A 14,132-nucleotide genomic window follows, 5' to 3' on the forward strand; every position below is an offset into this window, starting at 1 on the left:
TCTATTCCAATAAGAGAGATCTAAATCAAAAATCTGAATATTGCGTAACTGTCATTCGTGAAAGACCCTACAAAACTGTGGGCCGCGACACTCGATAAAAACATGCTCGGCGCCAGCCGTTGCTTGATTTCATCGTGAAAATCAAAAAAATATATCGCAGTCTGCCGACTAACATCGATTTTTGTATATTCAAAACGAGAGTGACGACAGTCGCTCAAAGGCTATGATAAAATTTTTACTCAAGTAATGGTGCGGCGCGATGGGCGAGCGGCGGTCGCGGCACGATCGATATGGCCCCCAACGAAGTCGTTCACGGTCAACCGCACGGGGCGTGTCGTACCGTCCGGGTAATGACGCTTGAAGTACAAAGTCTGCTTGTCGCTGATCAGCTTGCGGGCTTCGTCCACGAGGAACCGGTGCACGCGGGTGGAATTCGCCGACCACGCGTTGAAGACGAGGCAGTCCCCCGCCAAGCTATCGTCGTAGGACAGCGCGCCCCGGCCCTCGACCCATGCCTCCGCCTTGTCGCGACTGGTCAGCGCCCAGCCGACGAAGCCCTGAATCTGGCCCGCCTCGTCGATGGCGAAGCAGTAATGGCCCCGATTGATCTGGCCCACGAGGATGCGTGACCATTCGCCGAATCGCAGATTGGCGAAGGCCGGTTTCACCATCAGGTAGCTGACGGCGAGGCCGAGCGCGATGGCGGGCTTGTCGGGCCGTAACAACCGCAATGCCGGCGGAGGTGCGTTCGCGGTCATCTGGCCTCCTCGGCATCGGAATTTCGAGCGCTCGGGAAAGGTCGAAGACAGTCACGCCAGGATGGTTAACCGGGCGTTACCGAATGGGCCATCGTGCAGGCGGCACCGCACAGACGTGATCCGTCCCGATGATCGCGGGTCGCCCTCCATCCCTCCCGCGCTCAGCCGGTTCCCGTCGCAGCCTCGCGGCCATCCTCTCATGGCGAGCGGCTGGATCAAGGGGTTCCGTCAGGCGCTCTCTTGACTCGGTGCGGTCGGATGTTTCCAGCAGGGACTTATTCCGGTTGGCCGAGGTGGCTTACGACCAAACGTTGAGTGCGGTGCAGGCTCGACATAGACTCTGCGTGTCAAAGGCATCGATTACCCTTCGCAGAGGGGGGTGAAGCGATGCACGATCATTGTGGATACCCAGGTCGATCCATGAAGTTTAGCCTGAAAGCCCTCATCGTCCTCGCAATGTCCACAGTGGTATCGGAGGAGGCCAAAGCATTCGATGCCGGCTTCTTCAAGGGGAGCCACGTTTGCGGCGGCGTGTCGACGCTGGACGATTGGGAATTCAGACCCGAAGGCTCGGCTTTCGACGTCTTCTTTCGCAAGACGAACGCGTCTTCTTTCCAAAAGCTGGAATTGCTCGCTCAGGAAACGGAGGGTGGTCTCATCCTGGTGGACAGACGCGGCCGACCTTGGGTGGCGGTGCGATTCGGGCAGAACGGCGACAGCCTCCAGGGTCGCTGGCTCACCGGCCAAGGCAAGCCGCAGGCCGATTGCGAGCCGTTCACGCTCTCCCGGAGCGAGAGCGTGAAAGCACGGATCGATCGCCTCTTCGGCCTGCTGGGCGAGGCCCGTCCCTCCGTCGAAACGGCGCGGGCCGTCGCCGGGTAGCAGCAGACACTTCCCCCCTTCGACCTGCTGCCGGACCTCGACCAGCAAGCCTATCGTCAGCGCTACGCCGAGGCTGCGCCGACCTTCTGGAGGCGCTTCTACGATGCCGAGCGCAAGCGGCTCGCGGAGCTTCCCATCGATCAGCCGGCCGCCCGCGCTCAGGTCGTCGAAGAGATGCGCGCGGCGACCAGCCCCGCTCTGGCGCCCGATGGGTCGCTCGACCGCAACGGGGCAGCCCGCCAGGCTGCACTGGAGTTCCTGCGCATCGTCGCCGACCGCCTCGCGGCGAGCGGGCAACCGCTCGAGGCCCTGCCGGGGGATACCGTGTGCGAGCGAATCGCGACGTTCGGCTATCTCGACATCGAGCGGCTGGAATGGGCGGTCGGTCTGCCGGTCGAATACTGGGACCGTCCCTTCACGGAGGACCTCCTCCGGAAAGCCCAGTCCTGCAAGGACGGCAGGACCGTCGTGCGGCTGCTGTCTCAATCCTATCCCGACATCGAGAAGCGCCGGAAGGCCGCCCTCTGGCTGCGCGAGGAGCGGGAGCGCCTCCTCGCCCTTCCCCTGACCCTGACGTCGTTCCGTGAGACGAACGGGTTGCAGCTCGGCGGGGAGGAGCTCCGCCGAAACGGCGTGACGCGGATGGCCCATGACCGCTTCCTCGGAGCCCCGCTCGACCCCCGTCGCACCGAGATGGAGCAGGCCGCCGCTCGGGAGCTTCGGGAGGTGTTCGGCGGCGACAGCCTCGAGATCCTCCCCCTCAACGAGGCTCGCTCGCAATGCGACCGGCTCGTCGGCACGCCATGGGGCAACGAGGCCCTGTCGCGCCTCTACAAGACCTGCACCGGAATGGCGGAAGACTACGTGGCGAAAAGCGTCCGGCAGGTCTTCCAGGAGCAGGCCGGGCGGATCGAGGCCGCACCGAAGACGTTCGCAGGGCTGGAGGCCAACAACTGGTTCCTGATGGGCACGGGCGATGTGCGCGGGATCTATCCGCCGGCGGCCCTCGTGACGGAGTTCAACGGCAAGGTCGCCGACGCCCGAGCCGAGGCCGTCCGCACCGCCACGGGCGAAGTCGACAAGGCCTTCGCGGCCGCCGATCCTCTATCGGACGCCCCGGCGTCGGGCATCCTGCAATGCGGGCGCGGCATGATTCCGTCGCATGAGAGTCTGAGGCCCCTCGCTCAGGCCTGCCAGGAGGGAAGCCGCGCCTTGGCTGCCCGGCGCGACGAGCTCCGGTGCCAGGAAGCCCTCAAGGCGTCCGGCGGCGGCTCCGGCCTGCTGGAGGCCGCGCTCAGGCCGAAGGCCGCAGCGGGCAACAGCTTCCGGGTCCGTCAGCTCGTCTGCGAGGCGGCCAGGCAGAAGGTCACGGTCACTTTCCCCACCTCCGGCATGCTGTGGTGGTCCAAGCAATATGTCGAGGCGCGGCTCCCGGCCGAGCGAGGCCGCGACCAGGTGCGCTCCCTGCGCTGGCTCATCGAGCCGGTCGCCGATGCGAAGGGGGAATGGGCGATCTCCAGGCTCGAATCCAAGACAGGGGAGGTGACGCTGCCCTTCCCCGAAGTCGGAAGCTCGTCATATCGCTGGATGCCATCGAAGCGTCATCCGCATCTTCGACCCCACGGCGGAGGTGGGAGAGATCAGGAACCGCCAGTATCCGCCGCTACACGCTGCCTTCCGTGGGGAGATGATGCGGTTCGTTCTTGGGGCGCTCCGCGTCGCCGACGGGCCGCTTAGGTCCAGAGAGATCGCGGACCACGTCATGACCGGACGGGGACTCGACAAGGACGATCCAAAGGTAGCGCAGATGATTCGGAAGCGCGTCGGCGCCTGCTTGTGGAAGAGCAAGCAGGCGGGGAACGTCAGGGAGATGCGGGTCAAGGGCGATTTGAAGCGGTGGATACCAGCGTCTTAGGCTCAATCACTTAGATCACAGATGCTCTTCGTGATGATTTTACAACAGGCGGTTGAAGTTTTAAGTGGCCCTTCCGCAAATCGCGTCTACACGTTGAGATTACGGATGGTTAGCCTCATTAGGAAAAAGGTTTTTCGCATCGAATCAGGCGCCTCCTATGGACATCAATATCGGCGCTAAAATAGTACCTGATAATTGCACGTTATGGCGCCTTTTCCCAGGCAAATCATATAGGCTTCTTGAGGCATTCAAGTCGACAAATACAGCATTTTTGGAACTGCCCGACATTGAGATACCAAATGATGATGTCGGACTGACTGACAATCTTTTGGCAAAAATATTGGCAAGTCAGGATCTTGTGAATCAACGCATTGAACATGGCCCTGAACACTTACTTAAATCGGATTGGCGCGATTTTACAACCCAGTCAAATTCCCCTTCTCGCGGCAGAACTATTCAAGCTGTCATTAATTTCTACGAAGTTGCTAAAAAAGGGGACCTACTTGTTGTCCCATCTTACAAAAGCCAAGGTGAAATATTAATCGGAGAGTTTCTTGATGATCCCGACGCTAGAATGAGGGTCACGGGCGTCGAGTGGTACGGCGACGTCGCATTCGAAGCTCGTAATATAAAATGGTTCCCGCTCAGATCTGAGGACAGCATATCGCCTCGTCTCTCGTCAATACTTCGGCATCCGCACCCGTTCTCTCATATAGAAGACAAATTATATAATGAAATACTGTCTCTTGCTTACGAAAATTTTATATGGAACGGCAAGTACGGCTCTGTAGTATACAATGGGAATGATAATTTTCTTGACAGCGACAACACTCTTGTTGGTGTAATTTTTAAGTTAGCTGCTTATGCTTGCATTGCGGAAGAAGCTGGGCAAAACTTCATTGACATCGAGGACATATTTGAGTTTCTCTTCAAGAATCCTCCTGCTGAATACTCTTGCCACTATTCCGCAGAAAGTCATTCTCCCGGCTATGGCAGGTATTTTGGCATCAAACCGACGCCGATAGTTGCTGTGACAGTTATTGCCGGCCTACTAGCTCTCTCCAGTATCGCTGACGCTCGTGAATTAAAGGCTGCCGCACAAGATATTAATTTTGTGAATCATCAAAACAGTCATAATGCAGAATGCGACCCGCCAATATCGAACGCGGCGGCGATTGTTTTTCGTAGCTTAAGAGGTGACCAGCTTCGCAAAGCCTGTGAGAGTATGCTAGAGTCAAAAAATAGAGCGGAGCTGCGCGTACGAGCTCGGGTAGCAAAGCAACCACCTAAAAAGCCATGAGTAAAAAACCTAAGTTATGGATACGGTTAATCTTGCGAGCTACTCGTAGTGTGTCGCTTGCTGCGGCCGTGGGCGGGTTAGCTTCTCTTGCTTTAAACGCAGTAATAACTGATTATAGCGATACGCGCTCGAAACTACGAGACGATCAAAATGACGCCATTTCCAAGCTTAGAGAAAAGCAATTAGAGCAGCTCACTGCATTCGCTTTTGCCGACGATGAGGTTTCGCAAAAATCACGCGATTTAATCACCGCTATGCTTGACAAAAAGCCGATAAATAAATCCGCATTGGCGCTTTCGAGCGAAATTTCGAAGCAAATTCAGAATGCCGAAAAACTAAAAGGTGCATTTTCTTCAAGCGACATCGATACAAAGATTGAAAATTATCAGAACGCCTTACAACAATTCTTAGATTCATTGGAAGAATTCCAGAACCCATCAAAAATGAAGAATTGGAAACTGTCTTTCGGTAAAGTTATAGACACGAAAAATGAACTTAAGGCCTCTCTGTTTAAGATAGTAAGGCCAAGCTGATTGTATCTGACATATCTTTGTATCCCGGTTACAGATGCCGCTGCCAGTAGCCGCAAGAATCGACAGACGGGCCGCGCTTCATCGCTAGACCGGCAATCCGCTCGTACTGAGCGCCGTTGGCCTCGCGGCGGTGATCCTCGCGCCACGATGCCTCCGGCGCATAGCGGAGGAGATAGACGCCAGCGATGTGATGGTGATGGCCCTGCTCGGCGCGACGGAGGCGGGGTAAGTACTCCTCGGCCATGTTCGTGCAGGCCCCGTCCTCGCTGTAGGCCTTGCGGTGGTTGATGCGCTTAACCTCGTACTGAGCGTGGAGGCCGTCCCAAGACGGAGCCTCGTCGGCTTGAATGACCGTACCCTTGGCGACGCGGGCCTTGATGAAGCTGAGGGCTGCGCCCTCAGTACCGAAGGCAGCCGGGACGATGCCTCGCCCAAAGCCCCGTCACTCCACCAGGGCGGCGTAGGTCAGCACCCGCAACTCCCGTCTGATCGGCAGGGCCGAGGAGGGGATGAGCTGGGCCAGCATCACCACGGCGAGATCCTCGGCCGGGTCGATCCAGAACGAGGTGCTGGCCAAGCCCCCCCAGGCCACCTCGCCGGGCGTGCCGACGATCTGCGCCCGCGCCGGGTCGAGCATGACCGAGAAGCCGAGCCCGAAGCCGATTCCCGTATAGGAGGATTCCGAGAAGCGCGGCTGGCCCATCGAGGCGAGGTCGCCGCCCAGATGGTTCATCAGCATCAGCTCCACCGTCTTGCGGCCCAGGAGCCGCACGCCGTCGAGGGCGCCGCGCCCGAGGATGAAGCGGCAGAAGCGCATGTAATCCGACGCGGTCGAGACGAGGCCGCCCCCGCCGGAGGCGATCGCGGGCTTGGCGGCGAAGCGGCTTCCCACCGCGTCGTCGTAGAGCTTGAGGCTGCGATCACGGAACAGGCTGTAATTGGCCGCCAGCCGCGAGACCTTGTCGGCGGGCACGTGGAAATCCGTGTCGACCATGCCGAGCGGGTCGATGACCCTCGTCTTCAGGAAATCGCCGAAATCCTGGCCCGAGACCACCGCGACGAGGTGGCCGAGGAGGTCGGTGGCGACGCTGTAGTTCCATTCCGCGCCGGGCTGGGCGAGGAGGGGCTGCCGCGCAAGCCGGGCGACCACCTCGGCGAGGCTCGCATCCTGGTTCTCGCCGAAATCGACGCCGTTCTGCCGGTAGAGCGCGTCCACGAGGGTCGCCTCCATGAAGCCGTAGGTGAAGCCCGCCGTATGGGTGAGGCAGTCGCGGATGGTGATCGGGCGCTCGGCCGGCACGGTCTCGGCCTTCACCCGGTTGCCGCCGGTGAAAACCCGCATGTCGGTAAATTCGGGCAGGAAGCGGGTGATCGGATCGTCGAGCTGGAAGCGCCCTTCCTCGTAGAGCATCATCACCGCCACCGAGGTCAGCGGCTTCGTCATCGAGTAGATGCGGGTGATCGTATCGGCGGCGAACGGCGTCGCGCGGGCGATGTCGGCCAGACCATGGGCGCGGAAGAAGGCGGTCTCCCCGCGCCGCGACAGCATCACCGAGAGTCCGGCGAGCTTGCCCTCGGCCACCAGCCTCTGCATCCAGCCATCGACCCGCTCGAGCCGCTCGGGGCAGAGACCGAGGGCCTTCGGGTCGGTGACCGGGATGTTCTCCACAGGGATGTCCTGCATGCGCGCCACTCCGTTGTCGCCGCCCTCGCGCGGCCGCCTCGTCGAACCTGACCTCGGCCTTTAGAGCATCGTTCGGCGCCATGGGTACCGGTATTTGCCGGCTGTCGGTTCCACGCTAAAAAGCCGTCGCATGGCGCATCGAAGGCCCGCCGCATGGCGCATCGAAAGCGCGGTCCGTGGCGCTCACCAGCCCATGCTGCCCGGTCCGCCCTTGAACGGGCCGATGACCTCCGGCGTGATCCAGCCGCCATAGAAGCCGCCGGGCTGCGGCTCGACCTTCACGTCGCCGACGAAACAGGCCTCCATCGCCCCGGCATAAAAGGCGACGAATCCGGCAATGGCCCTGAAATCCGGTGTGGGTTCCGGGTAGGCCCAGGCGGCGCCCGGCGCCCGATGGCCGCCGGCCAGGACATCGTGGAGGACGGCGCGGCCCTTCCATTCGCAGATCCCCCCCATAATGGGCGGCCCGAGAACGCCATCGGCCACATCACCCGGGGGCAGGTAGTAGGTCGGCGGGTGGCTCGTTTCCAGCACGCGGTACCCCGCCACCGTCTCGGCGACGGTCGCACCGGCGAACACCACGCGCAGGCGCCGGGACACCCGCTCCAGCCGCGGCGGGCGGGGATAATCCCACACGCTTTCCTGGCCGGGGCCGAAGGGCAGGGGGGTCGGCTGCATCGGAATCATCCAATTTCGAATTTGGATCAATGGGTTACCGGGAGAACACCCTTCCGGAAACGGGAGACCGTTTTCGCGATGGGGGCCGGCGCTCAGGCGATATTCGAGACGCGGCGTTTGCGCGTGGCGCGGGCCATGCTAGCCCGGCCCGCGACGCGGATGATAGAAATTCGACTGCTCCAATGGACGGCCCTCGGTGAGCCGGCCATCCCGAGCCAGACACCCTGGAAAGATGCCTGTGACGGATTTCGCCCTCTTTCTCGATTTCGACGGCACCCTGGTGGAGATCGCTCCGCGCCCGGACCAGGTGGTGGTGCCCCCGGAGCTCGCGCCCGCGCTCCTGCGCCTGCGGGACCGGCTCGGCGGGGCGCTCGCCATCGTCACCGGCCGCCCCATCGCGGTGATCGACGACTTCCTCTCGCCCGCCAGGTTCGATGTCGCCGGCCTTCACGGGGTCGAGCGGCGGGTCGACGGGGTGGTGTCGGGAGGCAGCGCCGAGGATCATCCTGCCCTGCGCGCCCGCATCGCGGGGTTGAAGGACGCCGTGCGCGACCTCGAATCGGTGCTGATCGAGGACAAGGGCGCCTCCGTCGCGGTGCATTGGCGCCTCGCCACGCCCACCGACGCGGCGAAGGCCGAGGAGGCCGTGAAGGCGGCCGCTTCCGATCTCGGCGTCGATTACCGGCTGCAGCTGGGCAAGGCGGTCGGCGAGATCGTCCCGGCTTCCGCGACCAAGGGCCATGCCATCCGCGCCCTGTCCGAGGCGCCGCCCTATGCCGGCCGCCGCGCGATATTTCTGGGCGACGACCTCACCGACGAGAAGGCCTTCGCCGTGGTCAACGAGGAGGGCGGGGTCAGCGTCCGCATCGGCGGCAGCGACACCATCGCCACCCGGCGCCTCACCGATCCCGATGCCGTGCGCGCGCTCATCTATGCCTGGGCCGACGGCGCGCCGATCGACCCCGACGCCCTGCCGCCCGCCTGAGGGCGCGACCGGCCGCGATCTCGTATCCGAGCCGGTCTTCCAGTTCCAACCGTAATGCTCCGCACCCGCATCGAGGGCGCGCGAGATGCGAAACCCCGGATTCCAGCGCGAAGGACAACCGCACGCATGTTCGAGTTCCCGGTCCTCGTCGGCGATATCGGCGGCACCAATGCCCGCTTCGCACTCGTGCCGGAGGCGGGCGCCGGGGCTGAGATCGTCGGCCATGTCCCGACCAACGCCTTCCCCGACCCGAGCGCCGCGATCAGCTCCGTTCTCGAAAAGTATGATGGACCGGCGCCGCGCTCGACGATCCTGGCGGTCGCCGCCCGGATCGATGGCCCCTCCGTCCGTCTCACCAATGCGAACTGGGTCATCGAAGGCGCGCGGATCGGCGGGGATTTCGGCCTCTCGCGGGCCGTGGTCGTCAACGATTACGTCCCCGTCGCCGCTGGCGCCGTGGATATCGCCCCCACCGACCTGACGCCGATCGGCCCCTATCGCGATGGCGGGCTGAGGGGCGACCAGGGCACGAGGCTCGTCCTCGGCCCCGGAACCGGGTTCGGCGCGGCGGCCGTGATCGCTTACGCGAACCATCTCGCCATCGTCTCCACCGAGGCCGGCCACGTGGATTTCGGCCCCGCCGATGCGGCCGAGGAGGAGATCTGGCGGCATGTGGAGCGTCTCGAGGGGCGGGTGACGGTGGAGGCTCTGCTCTCGGGGCCCGGCCTCGCGCGGCTCTACAAGGCGGTCCATCTCGCGCGAACCGGGCGGGAGGCGGCGGATGCCGAACCCGCCAAGGTGACCGATACGGGTATCGACGGCAGCGACCCGGTTGCGGCCGAGGCCGTCACCCTGTTCGCCAAGCTGCTCGGACGGGTCTGCGGCGACCTCGCCCTGACCTTCCTCGCCACGGGCGGCGTCTATATCGGCGGCGGCATCGCCCCGCGGATCCTGCCCATCCTGAAGAAGGGCGATTTCCGGCAATCCTTCGAGCACAAGCCGCCCTTCGTCACGCAGATGGAGGCGATCCCCACCAGCGTGATCTCGGTTCAGGACCCGGCCTTTTCAGGTCTTGCCGCTCTGGCCAACCGACCGGACGTATTCGTCTATCACGGACAGGTCTGGACGAAGGACTGAACCGGGAGGCTACTCGTCCGAGTCGTTGTCGACGTTCTGCTCGGCCTCGTCGTAGGTGTAGCCTTCGAGCCAGTCGGCGCTGTTCTGCGATCCGGCGGGGTAGGGGTTGGACGTGTCCGCCTGGCCGGCGATCTTGGCGGCCTTGCCCTCTTCCATCACGGTCTTCGAAACGTAGCCCATCGGTCGATTCCTTCGCGCCGGCGCAATACCGGCCGTCACCGTGCAAGATGAGCGGTCGCCCGGAATTTCAAGGGCGCGGCTTCGTCAGATGCCGTCCCCCGCCACTTCGCGGGCCACGGCCCGCCGACCGATGTCCCGGCGGCAAAAGCCCTCGGGCCAGTCGATCCGCGACACCGCCGCATAGGCGCGGGCCTGGGCCTCCATCATGCTGTCGCCGGTGGCTGTCACCGCCAGCACCCGGCCGCCATCGGCGACGATGCGGCCGTTCTCCGCCCGCGTGCCGGCCTGGAACACGATGACTGCGTTGTTGGCGCCGGCTTCGGCGATCCCCCGGATCGTCGAACCGCGCATCACCGCGCCGGGGTAACCGGCCGCCGCCATCACCACGGTCAGGGCCGCGCGATGAGCGTCGAATTGCAGCGCGATGCCAGTGACGTCGCCCTCGCACGCGGCGAGCAGGGCCGGCACCAGATCGGAGGCGAGACGGGGCATCAGCACCTGGGCCTCGGGATCGCCGAAGCGGGTGTTGTATTCGATGAGCTTCGGGCCATCGGCCGTCAGCATCAGGCCGGCATAGAGGATGCCGGTGAAGGGTGTCCCGCGCTCCCGCATACCGGCCAGCGTCGGGGCGATGATCGTGTCCATCACCTCCCGTTCGAGGGCGGGCGTCAGGATGGTGGCCGGGGAATAGGCGCCCATGCCGCCGGTGTTGGGGCCGCGATCCCCGTCGAACACGCGCTTATGGTCCTGCGCCGTCCCGATCGGCACCGCGTTCGTGCCGTCGCAGAGGGCGAAGAAGCTCGCCTCCTCCCCGAACAGGCATTCCTCGATGACGATCTCGGCGCCCGGCTCGCCGAGCATGGAGCGGACCGCGCTCTCGGCCTGCTCCAGGGTCTCCGCCACCACGACGCCCTTGCCGGCGGCGAGCCCATCGGCCTTCACCACGATGGGCGCACCGGATTGCGCCAGGTAGGCGAGGGCGGCGTCCCGCTCGGTGAAGCGGGCGAAGGCGGCGGTCGGGATGCCGCGCTCGGCGCAGAGATCCTTGGTGAAGCCCTTCGAGCCTTCGAGCTGCGCCGCCGCCCTCGTCGGCCCGAAGGCGCGGATGCCCGCCGCCTGGAGATCGTCCACGAGGCCCGCCACGAGGGGCGCCTCGGGCCCGACCACCACGAGGCCGATCTCGGCGGTCTCACAGAACCGCCTCACCGCCTCATGGTCGGTGACCGCGAGATCGGGACGGTTCTCGCCGTATTCGGCCGTACCCGGATTGCCCGGGGCCGTGAACAGGCGGGAGCAGAGCGGGCTCTTGGCGATGGCGTAAGCCAGGGCATGTTCGCGTCCGCCGGAGCCGATGAGAAGGATGTTCATAAGTCACGCTTCGAAAGACGCGGAAGGCATGCCGGGATGCCGGAGCCGGCGCGAGTGGCCAGGTAGCGAACGGTCGGTCCGAAACATAGCATCCTCGAAGGCCCGCAGCGCAGGGCGGCGGGCATTCCCGCACAGGGTTTCCCCCGAAAAGCGAGAGATGGACAGTCTTCCGGCGAAGCAGGCGCTCGCGGAGGGCCTGGCGCGCCGATCGCATCGATGCTCTATTAACGGCTTCCGACCTCACGCAATCGATGGCCGTCGCAGGAACGATACGGGCCGTCTGCGGGTTGAACACCGTCATGCCAGGATGCCGCCACTCCACTGCTCTCCCGATCGTCCCGCAAACCGGGTCGGGCCTGCGTTTGTCGCAGTTCCTAGTGAGTGGCCGACCCTCGGTGAGACCCGTCAACGACAACCGTCCCCCGCACGTCCCGGGCTTCTGGCCCTGGGCGCTCGCCATCGGCGTTGCCCCCGTGCTGTCGGGCATTTTGCTGCTGGCTCTGATGTTCTGACGGACCGCGCCGGGGTTTACCCGCGTGCCTGCCCAGCCTAGCGTCCGCCGCGCCATGGCCCTCGTTCCTCCCCCTGTTTCACATCCTGCCGCCCCGACACCGGCCGTCTCCAACGTGCCGGAATGGTCGGTGGGGGACCTCGCCTCGGCCCTGAAGCGGACGCTGGAAGACGCGTTCGGCCATGTCCGGCTGCGCGGCGAGATCTCCGGCTATCGCGGCCAGCACGGTTCCGGACACGCGTATTTCTCGCTCAAAGACGGCACCGCCCGCATCGACGCTGTAGTGTGGAAGGGAACCTTCAACCGCCTGCGCCAGCGCCCCCAGGAGGGGCTGGAGGTCGTCGCCACCGGGCGCATCACCACCTTCGCCGGCAAGTCGTCCTACCAGATCGTCGTCGAGACCCTCGAACCGGCCGGGATCGGTGCCTGGATGGCCTTGCTGGAGGAGCGCAAGCGCGTCCTCTCGGCGGAAGGCCTGTTTGCCGCGGACCGCAAGCGCGCCATTCCCTATCTCCCGCGGGTCGTCGGAGTGGTGACCTCGCCCACCGGCGCCGTCATCCGGGACATCCTTCACCGGCTGGAAGACCGTTTCCCCCGGCCGGTCCTGGTCTGGCCCGTGCGCGTCCAGGGGGAGGGGGCAGCCGAGGAGATCGCCGCCGCCATCCGCGGCTTCAATGCGCTCCGGCCGGACGGCGCGATCCCACGGCCGGACGTGCTCATCGTCGCGCGGGGCGGCGGCTCCATCGAGGATCTGTGGGCGTTCAACGAGGAGATCGTGGTCCGCGCCGCCTCGGAGAGCACCATCCCCCTGATCTCGGCGGTGGGCCACGAGACCGACACCACCCTCATCGATTTCGTCTCGGATCGCCGCGCGCCGACGCCCACGGGCGCCGCTGAGATGGCCGTTCCCGTTCGCGCGGATCTCGTCGCCGAGATCCGCGACCTCGGCCACCGCCAGGGTGAGGCCGTCAGGCGCAAGCTCGACCGCGAAGGCTCCGACCTGCGTGCGCTCCTGCGCGCCATGCCGGGGGCGGATGCCTTCCTCGCGGGAAAACGCCAACGCCTCGACCTAGCCGATGCCCGGCTCATGCCCGCGCTGGCCGGCAATGCGCGCGATCACCGGGCACGGTTCGGCCGCCTGCTCGACAGGCTCGGGCGGCACCCGCCGGAACTGCGGCTGGCCCAGGCGCGCGGCCGCCTCGCCCTCGTCGCGGACCGTCCCCGTTCCGCCCTGCAGAACTATGCAACGCGCAAAAGCGAGGCGCTGGCCTATCTCGGCCAGCGCCTCGTCGTCGCCCGCGAACAGACCCTCGTCCGTGCCCGCACGGAGACCGCCCGCCGCTTCGAGCGCCTGGGCGCCCTCGATACCCGGCTCGGCCAGGCAGTCCGCCGCCTGATCGAGCGGCGGAGCGACAGGCTCGGCAATTTCGCGGCGCTGCTCGGCACGCTGAGCTATCGTGCCGTCCTAGCCCGTGGCTTCGCCCTGGTCCGCGACGAGGACGGAGCCCCGGTCCGCGCCGCCGCCTCGGTGACGCCGGGCCAGCGTGTCAGCCTCGAATTCGCGGACGGGACGCGGTTCGCCCGGTCAGAGGCCGCGGACGATACGGCGCCCGGCGGGGAGGGGCCGCCGAAGCGCAAGCGGCAGCCGCGAAAGCCGGCGGAGGCCCCGCCTCAGCAATCCCTGTTCGAACTGTGAGTCCCGTGGCCGGCGCATGGCGGGGCCGTGACTCTTGGCCCGGCGGATGCTTGCCGACATGCGGCATCTCGCTTCGCGTCGCGAACACCGCTAAAGCGCGGCGCCGAATGTCGGCCCGCACCCTCGATCCCACCCCGTGCCAGCGGCCCCACGGCCTGCCAAGGAGAGACGATGACCACCACGATCGATAGCGGACAGAAGCTGCATCTCGTCTTCGGCGGCGAGCTCGAGAACCTCGAAGGCATCAACTTCCGCGATGTGAAGGGGCTCGACATCGTCGGAATCTTTCCAGACTATGCCTCCGCGCAGAGCGCCTGGAAATCCAAGGCGCAGGCCACCGTCGACAGCGCTCAGACGCGCTATTTCATCGTCCACCTCCATCGCCTGTTGGAGCCGTGATCTGTGCAGGGCAGCCCTCAATGATCGGTGAAGGCATTGTGACACCGGGTCGGGGGCTGTAAGGGGTGCCGCGCCGAGGGGCCGGTATCCGGCGCGGCGCAGGAAT

At 64.7% G+C, this 14,132-nt stretch carries 14 protein-coding genes; 8 read left to right on the top strand and 6 right to left on the bottom strand.

What is annotated here, in order from left to right; all coding sequences use genetic code 11:
- Positions 1 to 239: 239 nt before the first annotated feature.
- Positions 240 to 758: a toxin-activating lysine-acyltransferase gene (locus ASF26_RS10230; RefSeq protein ID WP_244475888.1), complete on the bottom strand. Its 519-nt coding sequence runs from the start codon at positions 756 to 758 to the stop codon at positions 240 to 242.
- 420 nt (positions 759 to 1,178) lie between these two features.
- Between ASF26_RS10230 and ASF26_RS23390 the strand changes: the two genes are divergently transcribed.
- The 4 genes from ASF26_RS23390 to ASF26_RS22655 all read left to right on the top strand — a co-directional run bounded on the left by ASF26_RS23390 (position 1,179) and on the right by ASF26_RS22655 (position 5,388).
- Positions 1,179 to 1,640 (top strand): hypothetical protein, encoded by a 462-nt coding sequence (locus tag ASF26_RS23390; protein WP_244475889.1) that lies wholly within the window; start codon positions 1,179 to 1,181, stop codon positions 1,638 to 1,640.
- 174 nt (positions 1,641 to 1,814) lie between these two features.
- Positions 1,815 to 3,377 carry a hypothetical protein gene (locus ASF26_RS10235; protein ID WP_244475890.1) on the top strand — a complete coding sequence of 521 codons (1,563 nt, stop codon included), beginning with the start codon at positions 1,815 to 1,817 and terminating at the stop codon, positions 3,375 to 3,377.
- Positions 3,378 to 3,712: 335 nt separating this feature from the next.
- Positions 3,713 to 4,855 (top strand): hypothetical protein, encoded by a 1,143-nt coding sequence (locus ASF26_RS22650; RefSeq protein WP_156462938.1) that lies wholly within the window; start codon positions 3,713 to 3,715, stop codon positions 4,853 to 4,855.
- On the top strand, positions 4,852 to 5,388 hold the full coding sequence (locus tag ASF26_RS22655; protein ID WP_210168144.1) for a hypothetical protein: 537 nt from the start codon (positions 4,852 to 4,854) through the stop codon (positions 5,386 to 5,388). Before ASF26_RS22650 ends, ASF26_RS22655 begins: the two co-directional genes overlap by 4 nt.
- A 28-nt stretch (positions 5,389 to 5,416) precedes the next feature.
- Here the strand turns inward: ASF26_RS22655 and ASF26_RS22010 are convergent, their stop codons facing one another.
- The 3 genes from ASF26_RS22010 to ASF26_RS10255 form a co-directional block, all read right to left on the bottom strand.
- A complete protein-coding gene (locus ASF26_RS22010; RefSeq protein ID WP_082477580.1) occupies positions 5,417 to 5,812 on the bottom strand; it encodes a transposase in 396 nt (131 codons plus the stop codon).
- 18 nt (positions 5,813 to 5,830) lie between these two features.
- Positions 5,831 to 7,072, bottom strand: coding sequence for a serine hydrolase domain-containing protein (locus tag ASF26_RS10250; protein ID WP_056252953.1), 1,242 nt, complete (start codon positions 7,070 to 7,072; stop codon positions 5,831 to 5,833).
- Positions 7,073 to 7,255: 183 nt separating this feature from the next.
- Entirely contained in the window at positions 7,256 to 7,750 is a 495-nt protein-coding gene (locus ASF26_RS10255) for a DUF427 domain-containing protein (protein WP_056253412.1), read from the bottom strand.
- A gap of 232 nt (positions 7,751 to 7,982) precedes the next feature.
- Here ASF26_RS10255 and otsB point away from each other — a divergent pair, with 232 nt between their 5' ends.
- A complete protein-coding gene (gene otsB, locus ASF26_RS10260; RefSeq protein WP_056252956.1) occupies positions 7,983 to 8,735 on the top strand; it encodes a trehalose-phosphatase in 753 nt (250 codons plus the stop codon).
- Between the two features lie 126 nt (positions 8,736 to 8,861).
- Entirely contained in the window at positions 8,862 to 9,872 is a 1,011-nt protein-coding gene (locus ASF26_RS10265; RefSeq protein WP_056252959.1) for a glucokinase, read from the top strand.
- A 9-nt stretch (positions 9,873 to 9,881) separates the two neighbouring features.
- On the opposite strand, the gene ASF26_RS23090 is transcribed toward ASF26_RS10265, so the two are convergent.
- Both ASF26_RS23090 and purD read right to left on the bottom strand, forming a co-directional pair.
- On the bottom strand, positions 9,882 to 10,052 hold the full coding sequence (locus ASF26_RS23090; RefSeq protein ID WP_200925905.1) for a hypothetical protein: 171 nt from the start codon (positions 10,050 to 10,052) through the stop codon (positions 9,882 to 9,884).
- A gap of 84 nt (positions 10,053 to 10,136) precedes the next feature.
- Positions 10,137 to 11,420, bottom strand: a complete 1,284-nt coding sequence (purD, locus tag ASF26_RS10270; RefSeq protein WP_056252962.1) for a phosphoribosylamine--glycine ligase — start codon at positions 11,418 to 11,420, stop codon at positions 10,137 to 10,139.
- Positions 11,421 to 11,986: 566 nt separating this feature from the next.
- On the opposite strand from purD, the gene xseA reads away from it, so the two are divergent.
- Both xseA and ASF26_RS10285 read left to right on the top strand, forming a co-directional pair.
- A complete protein-coding gene (gene xseA, locus ASF26_RS10280) occupies positions 11,987 to 13,627 on the top strand; it encodes an exodeoxyribonuclease VII large subunit (RefSeq protein ID WP_056252964.1) in 1,641 nt (546 codons plus the stop codon).
- 171 nt (positions 13,628 to 13,798) lie between these two features.
- On the top strand, positions 13,799 to 14,026 hold the full coding sequence (locus ASF26_RS10285) for a DUF4170 domain-containing protein (RefSeq protein WP_018043154.1): 228 nt from the start codon (positions 13,799 to 13,801) through the stop codon (positions 14,024 to 14,026).
- Positions 14,027 to 14,132 lie beyond the last annotated feature (106 nt).

The organism is Methylobacterium sp. Leaf93, assembly GCF_001422345.1.
Lineage (GTDB): Bacteria > Pseudomonadota > Alphaproteobacteria > Rhizobiales > Beijerinckiaceae > Methylobacterium > Methylobacterium bullatum.